This is a genomic window from Azospirillum sp. UFLA03-27 (assembly GCF_059803775.1).
In genome coordinates, this window is sequence record NZ_JAUQTX010000014.1 from 1 (window position 1) to 23,346 (window position 23,346).

At 69.3% G+C, this 23,346-nt stretch carries 20 protein-coding genes; 10 read left to right on the top strand and 10 right to left on the bottom strand.

Annotated features, from left to right (window positions below; genetic code table 11):
- Nucleotides 1–93: 93 nt before the first annotated feature.
- From Q4I23_RS03760 to Q4I23_RS03790, 7 genes are all read left to right on the top strand, one after another.
- The gene (locus Q4I23_RS03760) at nucleotides 94–1,017 is read left to right on the top strand and encodes an ABC transporter permease (protein WP_498525350.1); all 924 of its coding nucleotides are present in this window, start codon (nucleotides 94–96) and stop codon (nucleotides 1,015–1,017) included.
- A 3-nt stretch (nucleotides 1,018–1,020) separates the two neighbouring features.
- Entirely contained in the window at nucleotides 1,021–1,860 is an 840-nt protein-coding gene (locus tag Q4I23_RS03765) for an ABC transporter permease (protein ID WP_498525351.1), read from the top strand.
- A gap of 17 nt (nucleotides 1,861–1,877) precedes the next feature.
- The gene (locus Q4I23_RS03770; protein WP_498525352.1) at nucleotides 1,878–2,624 is read left to right on the top strand and encodes an aspartate/glutamate racemase family protein; all 747 of its coding nucleotides are present in this window, start codon (nucleotides 1,878–1,880) and stop codon (nucleotides 2,622–2,624) included.
- Nucleotides 2,625–2,638: 14 nt separating this feature from the next.
- The gene (locus tag Q4I23_RS03775) at nucleotides 2,639–3,481 is read left to right on the top strand and encodes a GNAT family N-acetyltransferase (protein WP_454017789.1); all 843 of its coding nucleotides are present in this window, start codon (nucleotides 2,639–2,641) and stop codon (nucleotides 3,479–3,481) included.
- Nucleotides 3,482–3,613: 132 nt separating this feature from the next.
- Nucleotides 3,614–4,006 carry an RcnB family protein gene (locus Q4I23_RS03780; RefSeq protein ID WP_498525353.1) on the top strand — a complete coding sequence of 131 codons (393 nt, stop codon included), beginning with the start codon at nucleotides 3,614–3,616 and terminating at the stop codon, nucleotides 4,004–4,006.
- Between the two features lie 103 nt (nucleotides 4,007–4,109).
- Complete coding sequence (locus tag Q4I23_RS03785; protein WP_498525354.1) at nucleotides 4,110–6,068, top strand: O-linked N-acetylglucosamine transferase, SPINDLY family protein; 1,959 nt, start codon at nucleotides 4,110–4,112, stop codon at nucleotides 6,066–6,068.
- Between the two features lie 112 nt (nucleotides 6,069–6,180).
- Complete coding sequence (locus Q4I23_RS03790; protein ID WP_237905971.1) at nucleotides 6,181–6,435, top strand: hypothetical protein; 255 nt, start codon at nucleotides 6,181–6,183, stop codon at nucleotides 6,433–6,435.
- Here Q4I23_RS03790 and Q4I23_RS03795 read toward each other — a convergent pair.
- The 10 genes from Q4I23_RS03795 to Q4I23_RS03840 all read right to left on the bottom strand — a co-directional run bounded on the left by Q4I23_RS03795 (nucleotide 6,405) and on the right by Q4I23_RS03840 (nucleotide 19,424).
- Complete coding sequence (locus Q4I23_RS03795; protein WP_498525355.1) at nucleotides 6,405–7,475, bottom strand: response regulator; 1,071 nt, start codon at nucleotides 7,473–7,475, stop codon at nucleotides 6,405–6,407. The genes Q4I23_RS03790 and Q4I23_RS03795 overlap by 31 nt on opposite strands.
- Nucleotides 7,476–7,705: 230 nt before the next feature.
- Nucleotides 7,706–8,455 carry a response regulator transcription factor gene (locus Q4I23_RS03800; RefSeq protein ID WP_498525356.1) on the bottom strand — a complete coding sequence of 250 codons (750 nt, stop codon included), beginning with the start codon at nucleotides 8,453–8,455 and terminating at the stop codon, nucleotides 7,706–7,708.
- Between the two features lie 49 nt (nucleotides 8,456–8,504).
- Nucleotides 8,505–11,243 (bottom strand): response regulator, encoded by a 2,739-nt coding sequence (locus Q4I23_RS03805; RefSeq protein ID WP_498525357.1) that lies wholly within the window; start codon nucleotides 11,241–11,243, stop codon nucleotides 8,505–8,507.
- A gap of 577 nt (nucleotides 11,244–11,820) precedes the next feature.
- On the bottom strand, nucleotides 11,821–12,582 hold the full coding sequence (locus Q4I23_RS03810; protein WP_454017783.1) for a hypothetical protein: 762 nt from the start codon (nucleotides 12,580–12,582) through the stop codon (nucleotides 11,821–11,823).
- Between the two features lie 148 nt (nucleotides 12,583–12,730).
- Nucleotides 12,731–13,504, bottom strand: coding sequence for a hypothetical protein (locus tag Q4I23_RS03815; protein ID WP_498525358.1), 774 nt, complete (start codon nucleotides 13,502–13,504; stop codon nucleotides 12,731–12,733).
- A 21-nt stretch (nucleotides 13,505–13,525) separates the two neighbouring features.
- The gene (locus Q4I23_RS03820) at nucleotides 13,526–14,779 is read right to left on the bottom strand and encodes an ATP-grasp domain-containing protein (RefSeq protein WP_498525359.1); all 1,254 of its coding nucleotides are present in this window, start codon (nucleotides 14,777–14,779) and stop codon (nucleotides 13,526–13,528) included.
- Nucleotides 14,776–15,561, bottom strand: coding sequence for a GNAT family N-acetyltransferase (locus Q4I23_RS03825; RefSeq protein WP_237905964.1), 786 nt, complete (start codon nucleotides 15,559–15,561; stop codon nucleotides 14,776–14,778). Before Q4I23_RS03825 ends, Q4I23_RS03820 begins: the two co-directional genes overlap by 4 nt.
- Nucleotide 15,562: 1 nt before the next feature.
- Nucleotides 15,563–16,615 carry an ABC transporter substrate binding protein gene (locus tag Q4I23_RS03830; RefSeq protein ID WP_454017779.1) on the bottom strand — a complete coding sequence of 351 codons (1,053 nt, stop codon included), beginning with the start codon at nucleotides 16,613–16,615 and terminating at the stop codon, nucleotides 15,563–15,565.
- Nucleotides 16,612–18,588, bottom strand: coding sequence for an MFS transporter (locus tag Q4I23_RS03835; RefSeq protein WP_498525360.1), 1,977 nt, complete (start codon nucleotides 18,586–18,588; stop codon nucleotides 16,612–16,614). The genes Q4I23_RS03830 and Q4I23_RS03835 overlap by 4 nt, the downstream gene beginning before the upstream one ends.
- A complete protein-coding gene (locus tag Q4I23_RS03840) occupies nucleotides 18,585–19,424 on the bottom strand; it encodes a hypothetical protein (RefSeq protein WP_454017777.1) in 840 nt (279 codons plus the stop codon). Before Q4I23_RS03840 ends, Q4I23_RS03835 begins: the two co-directional genes overlap by 4 nt.
- Nucleotides 19,425–19,767: 343 nt before the next feature.
- Between Q4I23_RS03840 and Q4I23_RS03845 the strand changes: the two genes are divergently transcribed.
- The 3 genes from Q4I23_RS03845 to dprA all read left to right on the top strand — a co-directional run bounded on the left by Q4I23_RS03845 (nucleotide 19,768) and on the right by dprA (nucleotide 23,294).
- Entirely contained in the window at nucleotides 19,768–20,751 is a 984-nt protein-coding gene (locus Q4I23_RS03845; protein ID WP_498525361.1) for a response regulator, read from the top strand.
- Between the two features lie 148 nt (nucleotides 20,752–20,899).
- Nucleotides 20,900–22,087: a helix-turn-helix domain-containing protein gene (locus Q4I23_RS03850; RefSeq protein WP_498525362.1), complete on the top strand. Its 1,188-nt coding sequence runs from the start codon at nucleotides 20,900–20,902 to the stop codon at nucleotides 22,085–22,087.
- Nucleotides 22,088–22,172: 85 nt separating this feature from the next.
- Nucleotides 22,173–23,294: a DNA-processing protein DprA gene (gene dprA / locus Q4I23_RS03855; protein ID WP_498525363.1), complete on the top strand. Its 1,122-nt coding sequence runs from the start codon at nucleotides 22,173–22,175 to the stop codon at nucleotides 23,292–23,294.
- Nucleotides 23,295–23,346: the final 52 nt, after the last annotated feature.

Here is a 23,346-nt window from a genome sequence, read left to right on the forward strand (position 1 = left end):
CCCTGACCCTCCCCCGCCCAGCGGGGGAGGGTCAGGGTGGGGGCAAGACTCTCCCACACCACGCACTCCCCCACGGCACCGGACCCCTGCGCCATGACCGTCTCCGCCGTCCCATCCGAAGCGTCCAGCGCGTCCGCGGCACCGCGGGGCAGCGGGGTGCGCCGTTCCGTGCTGCGCCGGGTCGCCCCCTATCTCCAGGCCGGGCCGCTGGCGCTGACGCTGCTGGTCTTCCTGCTGATCCCCATCCTGACCATCGTCGCGGTCAGCTTCTGGGACTACGACAGCATCCGCATCTACCCGGACTTCGTGCTGACCAACTACGAGGAGCTGCTGACCTCCCCGGTCACCTGGAAGACCTACCTGAACACGGTGAAGTTCGCGGCGCTGACCTGGGTCATCACGCTGCTGATCGGCTTCACGGTGGCCTATTTCCTGGCCTTCCACGTCCAGTCCACGACCTGGCAGATGGTGCTGTTCCTGGTCTGCACGATCCCCTTCTGGACCTCCAACATCATCCGCATGATCTCGTGGATTCCCTTCCTCGGGCGCAACGGACTGCTGAATTCCGGGCTGATCTCCGCCGGGCTGATCGACCAGCCGCTGGAGTTCCTGCTGTTCTCGGACTTCGCGGTGGTGCTGGCCTTCGTGCACCTCTACGCGCTGTTCATGGTGGTGCCGATCTTCAATTCGATGATGCGCATCGACCGCGCCCTGGTCGAGGCGGCGCGCGACGGCGGCGCCAGCGCGGCGCAGGTGGTGTGGAACGTCATCCTGCCGCTGGCCAAGCCGGGCATCGCCATCGGCTCGATCTTCGTGGTCACGCTGGTGATGGGCGACTTCATCACCGTGCGCCTGATGAGCGGCGGGCAGAGCGCCTCCATCGGGCTGATGATCGCCAACGAGATTTCGCTGCTCCAGTACCCCGCCGCCGCCGCGAACGCGGTCGTGCTGCTGGCCGTCGTCCTCATCATGGTCGTGGCGATGCTGCGCATCGTCGACATCCGCAAGGAGCTGTAAGCGATGACCGGCACCGGCACCCGGCGCGGCCTGTCCTTCTACCTGCTCGCCGCCTTCTTCGGGCTGTTCGTCCTGTTCCTCTACGGGCCGATCGCCACCATCACCATCCTGTCCTTCCAAGGGCCGGAGGGTGGGTTGACCTTCCCGATGAACGGCGTCTCCCTCCACTGGTTCAGGAACCTGTTCGAGCAGCAGGCGGTCGGCGATTTCGGCGGCTCCTTCCGCCGCTCCATCGCGCTGGGGCTGACGGTGATGGTGCTGACGGTGCTGTTCTCGCTGCTCGCCGGCTTCGCCTTCCGCCGCCGTTTCCTGGGCAGCGGGGCGCTGTTCTATCTGGCGGTGGCGAGCCTGATCGTGCCGTCGATCCTGGTCAGCCTGGGCATCGGCCTGCTCTTCAACATCCTGGGGATCGAGCCGACCTGGTACGGCTCGGCGCTCGGCGCGCATCTCACCTGGACGCTGCCCTTCGGCCTGCTGATCGTCTTCGCCATCTTCAACCGCTTCAACCCGGCCTACGAGGAGGCGGCGCGCGACCTCGGCGCCACGCCCTGGCAGACGGTGCGCCATGTGGTTCTGCCCATCCTGCTGCCCAGCCTGATCGGCGTCGGGCTGTTCGGCTTCACCCTGTCCTACGACGAGTTCGCGCGCACGCTGATGACCGCGGGGTCCTTCAACACGCTGCCGCTGGAGATCTACGGCATGACCACCAACGTCACGACGCCGGTGCTCTACGCGCTGGGCACGCTCACGACGCTGTTCTCCTTCGCCGTCATCGGTCTGTTCCTGGCCGGGGTGATGATCCTGCGCCGCCGCCGGCTGCGGCGGACCGGCGCCGCCGCTTGAGACGCAGAGAGCCAACCATGCGCATCCTGGTCGTCAACCCGAACACCACCGCCTCGATGACCGAGAAGGCCGGGGATGCCGCCCGCGCCGTCGCCGCGCGGGGGACGGAGATCGTCGCCGCCAACCCCGCTATGGGTCCCGCCAGCATTGAGGGCTATTACGACGAGGCGCTCGCCGTTCCCGGCCTGCTGGAGGTGATCGCCGCCCACGGGCGCGCCGCACCCGGCATCGACGGCGTGGTGATCGCCTGCTTCGACGATGTCGGGCTGGACGCCGCGCGCTGCCTGTCCGCCGTCCCGGTGGTCGGCATCTGCGAGGCGGCGATGAAGACCGCCACCTTGCTCGGCGGGCGGTTCAGCGTGGTCACCACCATGCAGCGCTCCGTCCCGGCGCTGGAGCATCTGGCGGAGCGCTACGGTGTCTCCGGACGCTGCCGGGTGCGCGCCGCCGGGGTGCCGGTGCTGGCGCTGGAGGACCCGGCGTCGGGCGCCGTGGAGCGGGTGCGCGACACCATCCGCCGGGCCATCGCGGAGGATGGGGCGGAAAGCGTCGTTCTGGGCTGCGCCGGCATGGCCGATCTGGCGCGCGCCCTGACCGCCGAGATGGGCGTGCCGGTGGTGGACGGCGTCACCGCCGCGGTGAAGCTGGTGGAGGGATTGGCCGTGCTGGGCTTGCGCACCGGCAAGACCGGCGGTTACGCTTTCCCCCTGCCCAAACCCTACGCCGGGGAGATGGCGCGCTTCGCCCCCGCCCCGCAGCCCTGAACCGGAGGGACGCCATGGAAGGCTACCGCGTGCGCGTGATGAGCCGGGCCGAGTTGGATCTGGCAGTGGAATGGGCGCGGGCGGAGGGCTGGAACCCCGGCTTGCACGACGCCGGGGCCTTCCACGCCGTGGACCCCGAAGGATTCCTGATCGGGGAGCTGGACGGCGAGCCGGCGGCCTGCCTCTCCGTCGTCCGCTATCCCGAGAACTTCGGCTTCCTCGGCTTCTACATCGTGCGGCCCGGGATGCGCGGGCGCGGCCTCGGCTGGGACCTCTGGCAAGCCGGGCTGAGGCATCTGGAGGGCTGCACCGTCGGGCTGGACGGGGTGGTGGCGCAGCAGGACAATTACCGCAAGTCCGGCTTCGCGCTGGCCTACCGCAACATCCGTTACGGCGGCGCGCCGCCCGCCGGGACCTCCTCCGCCGCGGCGCTGGTGGACGCGCGGACGGTGCCCTTCGACCGGTTGCTGGACTGGGACCGCGCGCTGTTCCCGGCGCCGCGCGCCGGCTTCCTGTCCAACTGGATCGCCCTGCCCGGCGCCTCCGCGCTGGCCGCCGTGGTCGACGGGGAATTGCGGGGCTTCGGGGTGATCCGCCCCTGCCACAGCGGCAGCAAGATCGGCCCGCTCTACGCCGCCGACCGCGGCACGGCGCGCGATCTCGCTCTGGCGCTCGCCGCCACGGCGGGCGACGGCCCGATCTTTCTCGACGTTCCGGAGGTCAACCGCGACGCCGTCCTGCTGGCGGAGGAGTTGGGACTGAGCCCGCAGTTCGAAACCGCCCGCATGTATCTCGGCCCCGCCCCGGCCATCGACACCGCGCGTCTGTTCGGCGTGACGACCTTCGAACTGGGGTGAAGACGGGCAAAGCGTCACCGTAACAGTCCGTTACCAAACAGGGGGCCGCCGGACACACGCCGGCAACAGGGCGCGCGCAGCATCGGGGCATCGGGATCACGATCCCGGCCTGACGAGAAGAGGGACACCCCCATGTCGCGCACCCTGATCGCCGCCATGACCACCGCCCTGACCGCCGCCACCATGCTGGTCGGCCTGGGCACCCAGGACGCCTCCGCCGCTGGCTGGGGACCGGATCATCGCGAATCGCCGCGGATGGAGCGGGACCATCGCGGCCCCGATTTGCACCGCCCCGAATCCCATCGCCCGCCGCCGCCGGTCCACCGCGCGGCACGATACTGGAAACCCGGCGACCGCCTGCCCACCGCCTACGCGTCGCGGCGCCACGTCATTGCTGCGCCCGCCGCTTATCATCTGCACCGGCCGCCGCGCGGCCATCACTGGGTCCGCGCCGGGTCGGACGCCGTTCTGGTGGCGTCGAGATCGGGAATCATGGTTCGGATCGTCCCCGGCCTGTTCCGCTGAGAACATCCCCTTCCTTCATGGACGCGACCTGGCCGGGCGGTCTACTCTCCCCCGAGTTGCACCGCCCTTCCCCGCGATGCCCGCTCCTCAAGATGGACGCTTCATGACGGACAGCCGCAGCCTCCGGCCCTCGCTCACCGATGTCCTGACCCTGCACAACGACGGCCGCGGCGACGAGGCGGAGCGGACATACCGCCAGATCCTGAGGCGTGAGCCGCGCAACCCCGACGCCTGGCATCTGCTGGGCGTGCTGCAGTCCGAACGGGGCGATCACGACGCCGGCATCGCCAGCATCCGCACCGCCCTGTCCATCCGGGAAGCGCTGGAGTACCATCTAAATCTCGGCTCCGCCCTGTTGGACTCGGGCCGTGTGGATGAGTCCCTGGACGCCCTGATGGCGGCGTTGCGCCTCGGGCCGAACCGGGCGGACATCCATTTTCGGCTGGGCAACCTGTTTCGCCTGCAGCGGCGGCCCAACGAAAGCGTCGCCGCCTACCGCCAGGCCATCGCGCTCCAGCCCGGCTTCGTGGAGGCGCTGAACAACCTCGGCTCCCTGTTCCTGGAGGTCGGGCAGACCGACGCCGCCGTCGCCGCCTTCACCGACGCCATCCAGGCGGCGCCGGCCAACGCCCAGTCCCACGGCAACCTCGGCTACGCGCTGGACCTGCAGGACCGGTTGGGCGAGGCGGCGGCGGCTCACCGCGTCGCCCTGGCCTTCCGGCCCGATTTCGCCCTGGCCTGGTCCAACCTCGGCAACGTCCTGAAGGGGCAAGGGCATCTGGAGCAGGCCATCGCGGCCTACCGCTCAGCGCTGACGCACCGTCCCGATTTCCCGATGGCGCACAGCAACGTTCTGATGGCCCAGCATTACTTGCCGGAGTGCGGAAACGCCGACTTCCTCGCCGCCGCACGCGACTGGGCCGAACGAAGCGGCGGGGGATTCCCGGTTGCCGCTCCGGTCGTCCGCGACGACCAGCCCCGTCCGCTGCGCATCGGCTACGTCTCCAGCGACTTCAACAGCCATCCCGTCGGCTATTTCCTGGAAAGCGTGCTGAGGGCGCACGACCGCAAGGCGGTCACCGCCTTCGGCTACGCCAACAACGGCCGGACCGACGATGTGACGGAGAGCCTTCGCGCCGCCGCCGACGGATGGCGCGCGATCGTCGGGATGGGCGACGCGGCGGTGGCCGACCTGATCCGGCGGGACGGCATCGACATCCTCGTCGACCTGTCCGGCCACACCGGGAACAACCGCCTGACCCTGTTCGCCCGGCGGCCCGCCCCCGTCCAAGTGAGCTGGCTGGGTTACTTCGGGACGACCGGCCTGCCGGCCATGGACTGGATCATCGCCGACCGCCACGTCCTTCCGCCAGGGGAGGAGCGGTTCTTCACCGAGAAGGTCTGGCGCCTTCCCGAGAGTTATCTGTGCTTCACCCCGCCGGCGGAAGAGGTGGCGGTCGGGCCGCTTCCGGCTCTCGGCGGCGGATCGGTCACGCTCGGCGCCTTCCACAACCGGGCCAAGATCACCCGTCCGACCGTCGCGCTGTGGGCGCAGGTCCTGACCGCGCTGCCGCAAGCCCGCCTGCTCCTGAAATCGCGGGAGTTCGGCGATTACGGCGTGCGGCAGAGCCTGCGCGACCAGTTCGCCGCGCACGGCATCGCGCCGAATCGCCTGCGCATGGAAGGGAAAACGCCGCGGGCGGACTATCTCAACAGCCTCAACCGCATCGACCTCGCGCTGTCCCCCTTCCCCTTCGGCGGCGGTACGACGACGGCCGAGAGCCTGTGGATGGGCGTGCCGGTGGTGACCCTGCGCGGCGACCGCTGGGCGGGGCGGATCGGGGTCAGCTTCCTGGAAACGCTGGGCCTCGCCGAGCAATTGGTGGCGGACAGCCCGGAGGACTACGTCGCCAAGACCGTTGCCCTCGTCGGCGACCTTGGGGCGCTGGCCGCCCTGCGCGCCAGCCTGAGGGAATCCATGCGTCAATCACCTTTGTGCGACGCGTCGGCCTTCGCCCGGTCGCTGGAGGATGCCTATCAGTCGATGTGGCGCGAACCGTAAGGGGGCCGCGGGCGTGCCAAAGGAAGTCCTTCCGATACGCCCTGGCACAACGGCGCCGAACATGCGTTGAAAGGACCGACGACGCAGCGGAAGCGAGGCCGAGACGCCGATGATGAAGGATCCCAAACAGATCGCCCGGGTTGCCCTGCAATCGGCCCGCGTCAATGTAGAGGTCTACGAGGCCTGCGGCCTGATCGACACGCCGTCGGCCCACGGCCTGCGCTACAAGATCGCCGTGCAGGCCAGCGATGTGAACGGCGACGAATGCCGTTTCCCCTCCTGCGCCTGCCCCTGGCCGGACTGTTCCCGCCAAGCGGAGGCCGGAGCGGCGGACGATCAGCCCAGCGGGCCGACCGTCTCCACGTAACGCTCCATGGCGGCGACGCCCTCTTCGGTCAGTTCGATGAAGACGCGGCGGCCGTCCTTGTCGTCGGCGATGCGCCGGACCAGCCCGCGGTCGTGCAGGTCGGTGATGCGGCGCAGCGCCGTGGTCTGAGCCACGCCGGACGCGATGCACAGCGACGACACGGAAATCCGCCGGCCCTGGAGATGATTGATCATCAGATCCAGCAGCATGTCCCAGCAGGGGTCCTCGAACAGGCCCTTGGGAAAGAACTTCTCGCGGGCGGCACGTTTGCGACGGATGGCCGTCAGGATGCCCAGGCTGTCCGGCGCACCGCCTTCCGGCACCGGTTCGCAAACGATTTGAGCCGCGCTCGTCATCGCCGCAGGAGAGGTTGCTGGTGCGGTCGCCGCGCGATGAGCCGCGACGAAGGGCATCACGCGGGCCGCCGCAGCCTCTCCGCGCAAGGCGCGCACCGTCTCGACCAGCGCCAGCCCGTGGCGATAAGCCTGCTCCAGCGCGTCGTCATGGCTGCCCATCGACACCGGCGGCCGATCCGGGACCGACGATGCGATCCCCTCCCCACCGCTGAGGACACGGGCGAGCGCGCGCTCGATCTGCGTCTCATCCTCTGGGTCGGTCACCACGTCGGCGGCGTCGAGCCGCAAGGCGCGCACCACGTCGTCCGCCTCGGGGTTGCGGGCGAAGAGGATGCAGGCGAGGCCGCGGTGGGTGCGGTGCAGCCGCTCCATCAGCGCCAGCCCGTCGAACCAGGGCGACCCGCCGTCCACGAAGACGACGCCGACGCTGCGGTCCACGTCGAGCAGGCCCAGAGCCGAGATCACGTCGCGCGTGTCCTGCACCCGGTGGCCGAGCCGCAGGGCGCAGTCGCGGATCCCGGCGATGGCCGCGCTGTCGTTGCCGATGATCAGAATGGAAGGCGCCGCCGCACAATTCGGTGCTGAGTAGCCCGCTGCCGTTTGACTGGCCGCCGTTTGACCAGCCGTCAAGTGACCAGTCAGCGTGAAGCGCTCCGCCGAACGCGAAACCAGGGACCGTTGCATGCCGCTCTCACCCGCATCAGATCGCGCGCCGGTTGACCGGCGGCTGTGTCAGGCCCGGCGCGGCGACCCGTTGCGGCGGAACTCTCCGCCACCTCCAGGTACCCGCTTGGAACCGTCAATCATTCGTTGGGTGATGTATAGCATTACCCCGTTCGAACGCGTATCAACGGCCGTTGATACTTTTCTGCCGGAGTAACGTGCGGTTTATTATTGCATATTAATCATTATCGTCAAGATTCATCAGATTCCAATGCATAACCGACCCCGCGGACGGTAACAATCGGCGAGGCCGCGCCGTCATCCAGCCGCATCTTGCGACGCAACCGGGTGATGAGCGTGTCCACCGTGTGCTCGCTGATGGAGCGGGGGTCGCGGTTGCTGATCACGTCCAGCAGATATTCGCGGCTGACCGGGTTGGGCCGCATGGCCGCCAACGCCGCCAGGATGTTGAACTCCCCCGTCGTCAAAGCGAGGTAGGAACCGTCTGGACGGAACAGCGCGCGGCGCACCAGATCCAGGCGCCATCCCCGGAAGGTCAGCGGCGCGTCGGGCGATGGCACCGCGGCGCTTTCGACGGGCGCGGACGGATTCGGAGACGCCCCGGAGCGGCGCAGCAGGTTGCGGATGCGGATCAGCAATTCCAGCAGGTCGACCGGCTTGGTCACATAATCGCCGCCGTGGGACAGACCGGCGACGCGGTCGGTCGGGCTGTCACGGCCGGTCACGAAGATCAGGGGAACGGTTTCCCCCAGCCGCAACCGCTCGGCCAGAGCCAGCCCGTCGCAATCCGGCAGATTGATGTCCAGCAGCACAAGGTCCGGCCGGTCCTGCGCGATGCGCTCCGTCAGTTCCGCCCCGTTCGCGGCCCGCAGCACCCGCAACCCCTGGTGCTCCAGATAGGTGGCGATCAGATCCTGCGTTTCGGGAGAATCCTCGACCACCAGCACGGTCCGCCCGACCAGCTCCGATCCGACGCTCATGCCGCCCTGCCCGCCGCTGCCGTTCCCCTCGCAACACTACCAGTCGCCGTCATACCAGCCCCGCCTCCCCCTTTTCGATGGCGCGCAGGGCGGCGTGAAGCCGGTCCCGCAACGCCGCCGCGTCCCCCTGCATGGAAGCGGCCCCCCCGCTCCCGCTTTCGACGGCCTGCGCCGTCCGCTCCAGCGCCCGCGCCGCGGCGCTCACCTCCGGAAAGCCATAGGTGCCGCCGCTGCCCTTCATGCGGTGGGCCGCATCGACGACCCGCCGGGGCGGCGAGTCCGCATCGTCGAGAACCGCCAGCACGTCCCGGCAGGCCTGGGCGAAGCGGTCCATCAGCCGCGCGCGGTCGGCGGTCGACAGCCCGCCGGTGGCGGGTCCTCCAGTGAGCGGCGCCCCCTGAACCGCCAAGGGCGGAGCGGGCGCGCAGGAACCCGACGGCGCGTGGCGGGCGAGCGCGTCCTGAAGCGCGTCGGGGTCCACCGGTTTCGCCACAACCTCGTCGACCCCGGCCTCCAGATAGTCAGCCCGGTCTTCCGGCGAGCTGTTGGCAGTCACCGCGATCACCGGCACCAGCGCCCGCTCGGCGTCCGGCAACGCGCGGATGCGCCGCGTCACCTCCACCCCGTCGATGCCCGGCAGCCGCATGTCGAGCAGAACGACGTCCACAGCCCTGATCGCCAGAACCGCCAGGGCCTCCTCCCCGCTCTCCACATAGACGGCGCGGTGGCCGCCGGGCGCCAGATACTCGCGAAGGATGGCCTGGTTCTCCGGTGCGTCCTCCACCACCAGAATGTCCAGGCTCCCCGGCAGCGGCATGGGAGCGGAGCGGCCCGGCGATGGATCGGCCACCGGCAACGGGCGTGTCGGCAGCGAGACCGTGAAGAGGGAGCCGCCGCCCGCCCGGCCTTCCAGGCAGACGTCGCCGCCCATCAGCCGGACAAGCCCGTTCACGATGGCGAGACCCAGGCCGGCGCCGTCGCGGCGGTTGCCTTCCAGGCGGTTTCCTTCCAGACGATGAAAGGGCTCGAAGATGATGGCCTGCGCCGCCCGCGGCACGCCGGGACCGCTGTCCGCCACCGTCAGGCACAGGACGACCGTCCCGCTGGCCGCATCCGGCGGCGCCGGCTTCGCGGTCAGCGACACCTCCACCCCGCCGCACTCGGTGAATTTCACGGCGTTGCTCAGCAGGTTCAGGACGATCTGGCGCAGGCGCAATGGATCGATCCAAAAGCGCGCCGCCCCCAGCCCGCTGATCATCAGGGACAGGGCGAGCCCCTTCTCCTCGGCGCCCGCGCGCATCAGCGCCACGGCGTCCTCGACCAGCGCCACCACGTCGGTGGGTTGGGGATGAAGCTCCATCCGGCCCGCCTCCAGCCGCGACAGATCGAGGATGGTGTCGAGCATCGAGACGAGATGCCGCCCCGCCCCGTCCGCGACGCGCAGCCGCTCGTCCATCTGGTCGGTCGGCCCCTCGCGGCGGATCACCCGCACCATGCCGAGAACGGCGTTCAGCGGGGTCCGGACCTCGTGGCTGAGGTTGGCGAGGAAGCGTTCCAGCGTCGCGGACTTGTCGGACAGGGCGCGGGTGCGCTCGGCGATCTGGCGCTCCAGCCCCTCGTTGAGGGCGGCCAACTCCTGCGACAGCCGGCGCTCGTTGAGGAAGGCCGTTTCCACCCGCCGCCCCAGCACCAGCGCGTGGCTGAACAGGAACAGCAGCGCGCCGTAGGGAACGAGGTCGATGCTCTCGAAGAAATGCGCGTACATCAGCGCGTCGTGCACCACCGACCCCAGGAAGGCCAGCGCCCCCGCCCCCAGCAGGAGCGCGCCGGAACGGCGGCGCAGTGCGGCCACGGCGAGGCGCCACGCGAAATACAGGGCAGACAGCACCAGCAGCAGGCTCGCCACATCGCGCAACCGGGTGAATTGCGCCGGTTCCGTCACCAGCACCAGGAACACGCCCGGCACCGCGACCGCCATCATAACGCGCCCCACCCCGCGGTGCAGACATCCGGGAAACAGCTCGCGCAGCAGGTGGAAGTAGATCGGGTAGAACAGGTAGATCGGCAGATATTCCAGCCGGTAGGCCCACACCTCCGACACACCGGGGAAGAAGACCCGCAGCAGCTCGCTGGTGCAGATCAGCCGCATGGCGCAGGCGGCCAGCAGCATGACAAGGAACAGAGGGGCCGCCGACAGGCGCCGGCGCAGGAAGGCGCCGATGAACAGCGCCATCAGGGACAACGACATCAACGCCCCGGCGTTGGTCATCAACTGCCGCTGCCACAGCCGCGACAGCCCGCCGTTGGCGTCGAGATAGATCGTACGCCCGATCCCGCCCTCGAAATGGAAGTGGTTGGACACCTCCACCGCCAGTTCGATCACCCGCTGGCCGCCATGCAGCGTAACGAAGCGCGAGACGGAGGAGGACTGCTCCTGCGCGGCGGCCAGGGCCGGAACACCGGCGGCGGCGACCGAGCGGCCGTCGACCCATACCCGCATGGCGGAATTGACCGGCGGCATCTTCAGCGTCAGCGGCGGCATGCCGGGCGGCAACAGGATCTTCAGGCGGAAGGTGGCGGCCCCCATCCCATCCATCTCCCGGCCGTCCGGGCGCTCGGCCCCGTTCCAGATCGCCGGCAGGGTGAAGGGCGTCCAGAGTCGGCCGTCCGGCTCCGGCAGCGGGTTCAGGGTTTCCTCGCCGGCCAGACGGTTCCAGGACACCAGCCATTCGCCGTCCAGCGACACCGGCCCGTCGAGATCGGCGTACCAGCCGCGCAGGTCGAGCACGCCGTGCTCCGCCTGCGGCAGGACGGTGGCCAGGGCCGGAACGGTGCCCGGAGCGGCACAAAGAAGAGCGAAAAGCAGAACAGCGCCCAGCCGTCGGGCGGCACAAGCAAAAATGGCGGTTACGGACGGCATGACGGCAGGCGGCAGAGGCACCGGGGCACAGTTCCTTCGACAGGCGCATGGCACAGGCCGCGGCCCGACCCGCAGGCCGAATGGCGCCCAACCAATCCCATCATGAGAGGTATCGCAAAACGGTCGTTACGGAAATACCGATGCACTCAGGCATTTAAAGCCGAAACCCCATAAACCCGAAACCGGCCACGCTGCGAAGTATAATCAGCCATTGGCGCAACAACGACTCAGAAATTCGCAACAAGCTTCATCGATCGTAAATCCTATAGGAATTGTGGTTTTAATCTTTCAATCGAGGATACGGCCCATACTTGCCGCCGACCGCCGGACACGGCGATTCCATCAGGGTTCTCTAATGGGAAAAGCGTCCGGAACCGCCTGAACACAGGCGAACTTCCGGACGCTCCCAACCATTGAGCCCGATGGGCCGCGGCGCTGGACGCGGTCAGGCCATAGCCTTCATCTGCTTGTCCATGCGGGCGAGCACGGCCATTACCTCCTTGCAGCGGCTCTTCACATCCTCGTCGGTCTCCGGGAGACCGTCCTGGGACGAGATGTTGCGCCAGTCCTTCAGGAAGGCCTTCAGTTCGGGCATTTTCGGCAGCTGGGTGCCGACGCCGCGGATGTCTTCCTTCCACAGGTCCTGATAGTCGCTCACGGTCTTCGCCGTCTTCAGCTTCTTCGCCAGCGACAGCATGTACTTCTCAAGGATCTCCCGACCCTTGGCCCGCACCTTGTCGGCCTTCTCGATGGCGTCCTTCATGCCCTCGTAGTCATCGACGATCTTGTCGCCGAGCGAGGATTGGTTGAAGGCGACGAAGAGCTGATCGGCGGCCTTGGCCACCTTCTCCGCGTGGGCGGTGGAATCCTTCGGAATCAGCTTGTTCGATTTGAACTTCTTCGCCGTCGCCTCGGCCAGATCGCGGAGTTTTTGGAGCTGGGTGCGCAGCGGCTCGACCGAGCGCTTGTACTCCGCCCGCGCCTCGTCCAGCAGCGAGTCGAGGTCGTCCAGCGTCGCGTTGCTGGGAGAGTTCACCGACACGCTCAGCTTCTTCCAGTCGATGGCGCTGTGCGCCTTGTCGACCGCCTTCATCGCGTCGCCGACGCCGGTCTTGCCGGCGATCTTGGCGATGGCGCCCTTCTTCTTGTCCCAGTCCTTCTGGGTCAGGATGTCCGGGATGTCGATGCGCTTCAGGGGACCACCCATGTCTCAGCTCCTCCGCTTAACCAAACATTCACCCTATCGGTCTGCATGGTAGGAGGCGGGCGCGCCCCTCGGAATCGGCGATTGCTCCTCTCCCACCACTACCGGAACCGAATGGGTCCAAAACGGCGGCTTCGCTCCCCGCCTCGTTTCAGCGGCCGCCCACCAGCTGCACCACACCCTTGCAGACGGTGGCGAACTCCTTGATGAGGTCGGTGATCTGGCGGGCGGTGTAGTCGGGCGGCACGCGCATCGGCGGCCCGTCGCCTCCCGATCCGGCCCAGGGGGCGAGCTTGCGGCGGTAGAAGTCGGGATCGGCGCGCAGCCCGTCCAGCGCCTTCGCCGCGGCGAGCTGGGTGGCGAGATCACGGGCCAGCGCCGGGAACAGCTCGTTGTAGGTGTCCGGCGTCGGCTTGGCGCGCACCTTGGCGACCCCGGCGGCGGCGCGGGCGAGCGCGCCGTTGATGTTCGCCTCCCACCGCTTCTGCGCGCGTTCCGACGAGGCGGCGTCCTTCTCGGCCTGGGCGGCCTGCGCCTTGAAGCGGTCGGCGTCCGCGCCGATGTTCGCCTCCAACTCGGCAAGGTCCTTTACGAGCGCCTTCATCGCCCGCTCGCAGGCCGCCGCCGCGGCCTTGTCGCCACGGCTCGCCGTATCCTCGTCCAGGGCCTTGTCCAGCGCGGCCAGATAGGCCTTGCGCGCCTTCACGGCGTCCTTTCCGGCGGCAGCAAGATTCTTGGCGGCCTCATCACCGGCGGTTCCGGCGCGGTGGACGGCATCGCCGGACTTCAGCGCCTTGACCAGCGCGGCGTCGCCGGTCAGCGCGGCGGCGACCGCCTTGGCGTCCTTCGGCCGATGCTTCGCCGTTGCAGCCTCGAAGCGCTTGCGGGCCGCGGCCCACCGCTGCTCGTAAGGGACATGCGCCATCGCCGCCCGCCCGCTCCGACGCTACGCGACAGTCGGCTGGAGGCGGTCCTCCAGGGAGCGGATGGCGGCCCAGTCGCGCTCGAACACGGCGCGGTCGGGATGCGCCAGATAGATTTTCGCCAGCACCTGCGTCAGATCCAGCGTCGGCACCACCTCATCCCCAACCCGCGGCACGAGGCCGTAGCCGCGCACGCTCGCCATCCCGTCCAGGATGGAGAGGTCCGGCAGCGCCTCCACCCGGCCGGACACCAGCACCGGCAGATAGAGGACCATCGCGTCGGCCTGGAACCGGTAATGGCCGTCGAGCAGCGGACCGACCGCCGCCGCACCGTCGAAGGCGTCGACCAGCAGATCGACCTGATCGTGCCCGGTGCCCGCCGCGATGCCGGTGGTGGAGCCGGCCGGCCCCATGGCGCGCGCCGCGATCTCCACCAGGGCCGGGCCACGGGCGGTCATCCGCACCTCGGCATGGCCGGCACCGTCGGTGATCTCCAGTGCGTCGAGGACCCGGCGGATGTAGCCCATCAACGCCTGCGCCACCGGCTCCTCCGGCGGCAGAAGCCGATAGTAGTCGTAGACAAAGGGCGACCCGTTCAGCGCCCGCTTGGCCGACAGCAGCACATCACTGACATAGTGGCGGCCACCACGGCTGACTGTGTTGACGACGTATTCAAGGCCGTCGAGGTAGGTCTGCACCAGCACCCGCTCGTTGGCCGAGCCGCAGAAGTCGCGGCTGCCCAGGATGGCGTCGACAGCGGCGCGCAGCTGCGCCGGGGTGTCGCAGAAATAGACATGGTCGGTGGAGGCGCTGGCCATCGGCTTCGCCACCACGGGCCAGCCCGCCTGTGCCGCCCACTCCACCGCCTCCGCGGCGCCGGTCGCCATGGTCTGGCGGGCGGTCAGCAGACCGGCGGCGGCCAGCCGCTCGATCATCATGAACTTGTTGCGGCGCGCGGCGGTCAGCTTCGGGCTGTTGCCCGGCGTGCCCAGAACGGCGCCCAGCGCGTCGGTCAACTCCACCGCGGACTCGTTGCCCGGCAGGATGAAGGCCGGGGCCAGCGGGCGCAGCGTCCTCGCCAGCGCGTCGAGGTCGCCGTCATTGAGGATGTGCGCCGCGAAATCGTCGGGCTGGTAACTGCGCAGCAGCGACGGGGCGAGGTCCGGGCGGCTCTGCACCGCGACCACGTCGTAGCCCCGCGCGCGCAGGCGTGGTGCCAAAAGGATGCCGGTGGAATAGGGATCGACGACCACCGCCGTTTTGAGCGGAGGGCTCATGGCGTGACCTCCAGCGCGGCATCCTGGGGCAGTGCCTGCACCGCCTCGACCGGGCGCGCGTAGGTGACCAACGGCACTGGACCGTCCAGCTCCACCGAACGCCCGACCCACCCGGCCTCGATCACCGCCCTCTGTTCGTCCAGCTCCGGCACGGCGAAGACACGCTCGCTGCCCGGCATCCAGGCGGGCGGGGCCGCTCCCAGATCGCGGTGCAGCAGGTAGCGCAGCCGACCGCTGGCGTGCATGACCAGCACCCGCCGCACCAGGAAACCGCCAGTCAGCAGGTTCGACAGGCTGCGCGGGTTGGACAGGGCGACGCGCGAGAATAGGTGAGGACGCCCGGCTCCCAGCGCGTGGAGCGTGCGCAGCGTCACCAGCAGCCGTTGCAGCCCGTTGCCGCGGAAGTCCGGATGGACCATGCAGCTCGCCATATGGGCGGTGGCGGTGACGGCGGGGCGCGTGCCCGGCAGGTCGTCCACGAAGGCCGGCATGCCCGGCTGCGGCAGGCCCAGGATGGCGCAGCCGATCAGCCGCCCCTCGGCCTCCAGCCCCAGAGTCACGCCGCGCTCGCCCAGATGCAAACCGGCGAATTCCGGCGTCTCCGGGAAATAGGCGTCGATGTCCGGCAGTTGCCCGAAGATGTAGCCGCGGAACGCCTCCAGCGCCGGCAGGTCGGCGGGGCCGAGGAAGCGGATGCGGTAGGGAACGCAGACCGGGGCGCCGCACCGGACGCGCAGCATGCCCGTGTGGACCGTCTGTTCGGGGGATAAGAGGACCGTCATGTCAGGCGTCCTGCACGATTTCGGCGATGTTGAGCAGGCGCATCGGCGGGTAGAGGTCCAGTTGCTTGGCCGCCCCGATGCGCAGCAGCAGGGAGAAGCGGTTCAGCGTCTCCACCGGGATGCCGTCGGCGGGCTTGGCCCCGGTCAGGATCTCCACCGCCTTCAGCCCGGCGAAGCGCCCGACGTTGACCGCCGGGCTGACCAGCCCCATCAGCAGGTTGGCCCGGCGGATCGGGAGTTCGGTGGAGCAGAAGGTGGCCAGCCGGTGGGCCAGCGCCTGCTCCGCCACCACCGCGTTGTTGTTGGAGGCGACCAGCGTGTCCGGCCCGATGTAGACCAGTTCCGCCCCGGCGCGCGCCGCGTCGGCGATCAGGTCGGGGATGGCGGCGGCGACCGGCGCGCCGGAGGCGTCGCGCGGCAGCGCGGCGTCGTGGATCTCCACCCCCTGGCGGGCGGCCTCCTCCTTCAGGTCGCGCACCGCGACGACCATGTTGTCCTCCGCCGGGTTGTAGACCGCGGCGATCTTCTTCCAGCGCCGGTAGGACAGCATCGTCTTCATCTGCACCGCGACCGGCGCGATGTGCCGCGTGCCGGTGACCGCGCGCCCCGGACGGTCGAGCGCGCGCACGACGCGTGAGGCCACCGGATCGGTGACCGAGGTGAAGACCACCGGCACGTCTGTCAGGAAGCGCGACGGGTCCGGATCGTCGTAGCGCCCGACCGCTCCCAGCGTCAGCGGGGTGAAGACCGTCACCACCAGATCGGGCTTGGACGCCCGGATCTCCGGCAGCAGCGCCGGCATGGCGGAGGCCTGCGGCACCTCGCGCACCTCCACCGTGGCGGACAGGCCGCTCGACGCGATGAAATCGCGCAGGCCCAGCACGTCGCCGACATCCTTGCGCGGGGTCAGCACGACGATGCGCGCCGGTTTGGCGGCGGTGAAGGTCCTGGCCGCCGGACCGAAGGATGGCTGCGCAAGGGCCGGAAAACCACCAGCGGCCAGCGTTCCGGCGGTGAGGGCTCCCGTCAGGACGGTGCGGCGGGACAGGCTCATGCGGGGGTCCTCTGCGGGAAGTCGGCGGGCGGGCGCGGGCGGAACAGGGCGCTCAGCAGCAGCTGCACGGCGACGCAGGCCGCCAGCACCGCGCCGATGCCCTTCAGCGCCCCGGCGTAGCCGTAATGGGCCAGGAACAGCCCGGCCAGGAAGGGCGCGACGACGGAGCCCAACCGCTCGATCAGGCGGAACATGCCGATCACCGTGGTCTCGCCCAGCGCCGCCCGCTCCTTGACGCAGACGTCGGCGAGCATGGCGAGCTGCGGCGCGCCGAGCATGGCGTGCGCCACCCCCAGCAGGGCGACCCCGGCCAGCGCCGTGCCGAGCGACCCCGGCATCGACAGCACCCAGGCCGCTCCGGCGGCGACCAGCCCGCCCACCACCAGGAAGCCGACGCGCTGGCCCGAGCGGTCCGACAGCTTCGCGGCCATCGGCGACACCACGATCATCAGCAGCCAGTAGAGCAGCAGCACGCGCCCGATCCAGGACTGGCTGACGCCCTGGTCATCCAGCGCCAGCGGCAGCAGGAAGAACAGCAGCGCCGTCAGCCCCAGCTTGGCCGGTACCGCGCTGAAGACAGCCAACCCGACGAAGCGCGGGTTGCGCAGGCACAGCACGGCGTCGGCCAGACGCAGGCCGCGGCTGGATTTGGCCTGGGCCGCGCGCACCCGTGGCAGCACCTGCCACGCCATGAAGGCGGCCAGCAGCGCCAGCCCGGCGGAGATCAGGAAAGTCGTGCGGAAACCCACCTGTCCGGCGATCACGCCGCCGATGGCCGGGCCGCAGACACCGGCGCTGAGGATGCCGCCGGCGTACATGGCGATGGCCTGGGCGCGCTGCTTGGGGTCGGTGGCGTCGATGACGAAGCCCTGCGCGGCGATGAAGACGCTGGCGTAGCCGATGGCGGTCAGGCAGCGCGCGACGATGAGCTGGATGAGGTCGGTGGAGAGACCGGAGCCGACCAGACCGACGAAGGAGAGCAGCGCTCCGCCGAGGAACACCGCCCGCCGCCCGCGCCGCTCCGACACGCTGCCGGCGATCGGCTGGCTGACCGCCCAGAGCAGCATGAACAGGGCGATGGGCGCGCCGATGACCATCTCCATCGACAGGCCGGGCACCGGTTCGAACAGCTGCTTGATGTAGACGGACAGGAAGGTGCGGGTCAGCTCCTCCGCCAGGGAGAAGATGAAGATGGCGAAGCGCAGCTCCACCACCCGCTGCATCATGCCGATCTTGGTCATGGCCTGCTCGGAGGCGGTCATGTCGGCCTTGTGCTGCACGCTGTCCAGCGCCCAGTCGACGGCGCGCGACAGCTCGCCCACCTCGTCGCGGTTGCGCAGGGCGACGCGCACGCCGAGATGCCCGTCGGCAGCCTGCTTCATCACCGCCGTCACCCGGCGCAGCGGCGCCGCGACGGAGGAGCCGACGACCAGCAGCAGAATCTCGATGTTGAGCAGGATGGCGACGATCAGCACGGAGCCGAGGTCGAACACCACCTCGTTCATGGCGGAGCGGACATAGCCGGAATCAACGCCGACATGCAGCCGCGCCTCCTCGTTGCCCTCCAGCGGCAGGACGGTGTCGAGGAACTGCGGGGGCTCGCCCTCCGGCGGGGCGTCGGCGACGGTCAGGCGGTTGCCGGACCGTGCCTCCTCGGTCCCGGAGAAGGCGTGGAGGCGGCCGCCGATCTCCAGCGCCAGATACTTGACGTCCGGGTTGGCGGCCAGCGCGTCGGACAGCAGCTCGTCCATCCCGACCAGCTTGTCCAGCTCGAAGCCGAGCGCCACCGCGCGGTCGATCTGCGCCACGACGTAGGACCCGACCACCTCGGCCTTGCGGGCCAGTTCCGGCTCGATCAGCGGGCGGAACAGCGTGTTGACGTGGTTGGTCTGGACGGCGAGGCTGACCAGCATCAGGACGGACACGACGCCCGTCAGCATCCAGTTCAGGCGGCGGATGAAGGACAGCTTCATGGCGTGACTCCCGCCGGGCGCGCGGTCTCCGCCGCCGGACCGGCGGGCTGTGGATGGTCCTCCTCCGCTCCGTGCTGCTGCTGTTCCAGGATGCGGTCGGCGAAGTCCTTCAGGCCGGGGGCGAAGGCCACCAGTTCCGGGGTCAGGTTGGGCGGCTCGCCCATGCCCAGCATGTTGATGCTGGCGGTCATCTCGCGCAGCCGCCGCTGGATCGGGCGCAGCAGCAGCCAGACCGCGACCATGGTGACGAGAAGCCCGGTCACCAGATTGATGCCGCCCGACAGCAGCAGGTCCGGGATGGTGCCGCGGATGCCCGCCTGCACCTCGCCCAGCGAATAGGTCAGGGCGACGCCGCCGGCGACACCGCCGAAGGCGTTGCGGATGCCGAGCAGAAGCGCCTGGCTGTCACCATCGGCGACAGCCGCCACCCGGTCGGACTTGCCGTCGCGGGCGAAGGCCGCCTTCCAGCCGGCGGGAATCGCGCCCACCGGCCCGCCGCGGCCCGCTGCCGCCAGCACCTCGCCCGTGTCGGTGAACAGGACCAAGCCGGTGATGCGGTCGTCCCGCGCCATCGCGCGCTGGATCAGCGCGTCGAGATTGCGCAGGGCGGTGATGGACACGCCAAGACTGACGGCGCCTTCGACCTCCCCCGCCAGCCCGCGCAGGGCGACGGTGAAGCGGGACGCCACGGTGTCCTCCACCATGCGCTCCATCTTCAGATAGGAGAGCGCCGCGGTGGAGAGCAGCGCGAAACAGAGCGCCACCTGCAGCAGCAAAATGATCTTGGTCGTCAGGGTCAGGCGCATGGGTCCGGTGCCGGCAAGGAGTGCAGCCACCTTACGCGCATCGCCCGCGCCGCCGTTTCCGAGACGGGTCCAGTCTGGAGAAGACCCCGGCGACATGGCTCCGCTCCGGCCCAACCCCGCCTGACGCGCACCTTCGCCCGCCGCACCGCAACCGAAAAGGGCAATCCATTGAATTTAACATATCAAACCAAGAATAGACGATAGCGCAATTCCGCCGTCTTATGCCGTTCCGCCTAATCCATCGAATTTTTATGGAATTTTGAGACATTTATCGATCGCTCTATTTTGGACCATGATTGCATCCATGATGGTTTGCTTTGCGTGGTAATCCTTAAGCACAGCATTCCATGCACCCAACGGGGGAAGGGCTTCGATGCGGATCGAGTTGGAGCGACCCTTGGCATGGCCGGTGCGCCCGGTCCAAACCAGCGCCGGCCTTCATGTTTCGGCGACGTCCATCCTGATCGCCTGCGCGGACCGTGCGCTGGGCATCGGCATGCACGACGCCTTCGAACGCAACGGCCACCGCATCCACGTGACCCACGACCCCATCGCGGCGCTCGACACGTTGGAGGCGGACGGCAGCATCGGCATCGTGGCGGTCGAGCTGGCTCTGCCCCATTTCGACGGGTTGGCCCTGGTCGAGCGGATGCGCAAGAGCGTGCAGCGGCATCTCCAGGTCATCGTCGTCGCGCCGAACGCCACCGCGGCGGACGTCGTCCGCGCCATGCATCTGCGCGTGGCGGATTTCGTCAGCGACCCGCAGGACGGCAGCCAGCTCCACGGCGCGCTCGCCCGCGCTTTGGCCGCCCAGCAGGCGGCGGCCACGCTGCCCGCCCCCGCCCCGTCCGCACCCGCCGGCAATGGCGAGTTGCATGGGGCGCTGGAGGACGCCTACCGCCACGGTCTCGCCCTCATCGAAGCGGTGAAGGCGCTGCGCGAAGGCCAGCCGACGCTGGCCGCTCCGGTCGCCACCCCCGCGCCCGCCACCCCATCGTCCACGCCCACCGCGGCGGGGGAGAACCGGCGGCTGGCGGTGTTGAGAACCCTCCAGCAATCCCGCGTCGCCCGCGACAAGTATTTCCCGAAGGGGCTGTTCGAGGACCCCTGCTGGGACATGCTGCTCGATCTGATGGCCAACCATCTGCGCGGGCGGCGGATTTCCGTGTCGTCGCTGTGCATGGCCTCCGGTGTGGCCCAGACCACGGCGCTGCGGCGGATCACCGAACTGCACGACCGCGGGCTGGTGCGCCGGATCGCCGACGAGAAGGACGGCCGCCGCGTCTTCATCGAACTGACCGAGCAGGGGATCGCCGCCCTGTCCGGCTATGTCGAGCACATCCAGGAAATGAGCTGACCGGGCCGGACCGGCGCGAATTGGCCCGGTCCGGCGGGTTTCCCGCCCAGACTGCTTCAACCGGGACCCGTCCCGGATCGACAGCGCACCCCGAACGCGGCCAACATCGCGGTAAGGAACGCCCTGCGCGCAGGACGGCGGAGACCCGATGGCCGACCAGAAACTGAAGGATGTGATCGTCGTCGCGACCCCCACCGAGGGGATCGGTCCGACATCCTCCCTGCCCACGCGCCCGGCGACGCCCAGCGAGGAGCCGGACCGCCAGCGCATGGCCGAACGGCTGCGCGCCCAGGGCTGGAGCTACCGCCGCATCGCGGAGGAGTTGCAAGTCTCCTACATCCTGGTGTCGCGCTGGCTTGGGGGTGACGGCGCCACCCCCGGTGGTCAGCGCACACTGCCACCCGCCGCAGTGGCGCCTTCCCCGCCGCCACCGGCACCCGGCGGAACGCGCACGACCAAGGCGAGCAAGGCCGCGAAGGCGGCGGCCACCGCAGCGGCGTCCAACGCCGACGAGGACGTTCTGGCGCTCCAGTTCCGCGCCTTCGAGCAGTACGTGCGCGAGGTCATCGACGCGATGGAGACGCGGCACGAGTCGCTTCTCCATCGCCAGGAGGAACTGATCCAGGCGCTCGACACGGAACGCGCCGCCGCCCGCGTGCGGGAGGAGGAACTGCTCGCCACCCTCGACCAGGAACGCCAGCGTTGGAGCGAAGCCGAGGATCGCTTCCGCGAGGAACTTGAGCGATTCAAGGCGGAGATGCGCCGCGGCCAGAGCGCGGCGAGCGGGGTCGCCGCCGCTGCCGCCACGGCCCTCGGCAGTGGCGACGAGGATGATGAGGAGGAATCCTCGGATTTCTCCGCCTTCAGCTTCGACGACGATGAGGACGAGGCCAAGGACGACGATGCGGGCGGCGGTAATGCCAACGCCTTCAACTTCGATGATGACGAGGACGAGGACGGCAGCGATCCCTTCAGCTTCGACACCGACGACACGGAGGAGAAGATCGAAGACGAAACGGCCGAAGCGACCGACTCGGCCGACAGCGCCGACGACGCCGGCGATCCCTTCAGCTTCGACGATGACGAAGCGGAGGAGACGGCCGAGGACGCCCCCGCCAAGACGGATGCGGAGCCGAGCGAGGACCCGTTCTCCTTCGACACGGACGACGATCCGGACGAGTCCATGGCCGAAACCGAGCCGGCCGCAACCGCAAAGGCCGACGCCGAGGACGATCCCTTCTCCTTCGACGACGATCCGGATCCGGAGCCGGAGCCGGAGCCCGAACCGGAGGCTCCGCCGAAGAAGAAGGGGCTCTTCGGCTTCTGGCGCAAATGACCGCTCTGTCGAGTCCTTGAGAAGAGCGCCGACGCACACGTTTGCGTGTTGATCGCGCCCCGATGCCGGTTGTATAAATGGTCGCATGATTCAACCGCGCCGCACCCTGTCCGCCGCCGAGCGGTTCGACTGGCTCCGACTCATTCGAACCGAGAATGTCGGGCCGATCACCTTCCACCGCCTGCTGGAGCGGTTCGGCAGCGCCGGCGCCGCGCTGGAGGCGCTGCCCGACCTCGCCAGGCGCGGCGGGCGGACCAAGCCACTGCGCATCGCGCCGAAGGCGGACATAGACCGCGAACTGGTCGCCAACGACCGCATCGGCGCGCGCCTGCTCTTCTCCTGCGAGCCCGACTATCCGGAGGCCATGGCGGCGCTTGACGACGCCCCCCCGGCGGTGTCGGTCCTCGGTCACCCGCATCTGCTGCAACGGCGCGTGGTGGCGCTGGTCGGGGCGCGCAACGCCTCGATGAACGGCAAGAAGTTCGCCGAACGGCTGGCGCGGGAGCTGGGGGAGGCCGGGCTGCTGGTCGTTTCCGGATTGGCGCGCGGGATCGACACGGCGGCCCACGCCGGGGCGCTCGGCAGCGGAACCGCAGCGGTGGTGGCGGGCGGCGCCGACGTCGTCTATCCGCCGGAGAACGAGAAACTCTACCGCGACATAGTGCAGCAGGGTGTGATCGTGGCGGAAAGCCCGGTCGGCACCACGCCGCAGGCCCGCCATTTCCCACGCCGCAACCGGCTGATCTCCGGCCTGTCGCTGGGGGTTCTGGTGGTGGAGGCGGCGCTGCGGTCCGGCTCCCTCATCACCGCGCGCATGGCGCTGGAACAGGGACGGGAGGTGATGGCGGTTCCCGGCTCACCGCTCGATCCGCGTTGCCAGGGCACGAACAATCTTCTGCGTCAGGGGGCGGCCTTGGTGGAGGGGGTGGACGACGTGCTGCGGGCGCTGGACAACCTGTCGCCGCCGACCCTGCGGGAGCGCCAGGGCGACCTGTTCGCCCAGGCCCGCCCCGCCGTTCCGTCCGAGGCGGACCTTGAATCGGCGCGCGCCATCATCCTGGAAAACCTCGGTCACACACCGGTTGCCATTGACGAACTCGTCCGCGGGTGCCAATTGTCCGCTCCGGTGGTGTTGACCGTGGTGCTGGAACTTGAGCTTGCGGGCCGTGTCCAGCGCCAGCCTGGGAATCAGGTGAACCTGATCTGATCCCGATCCGCACCGCCGGTGTATGGGATAGGCACTTTCAGGGGCGCGGACT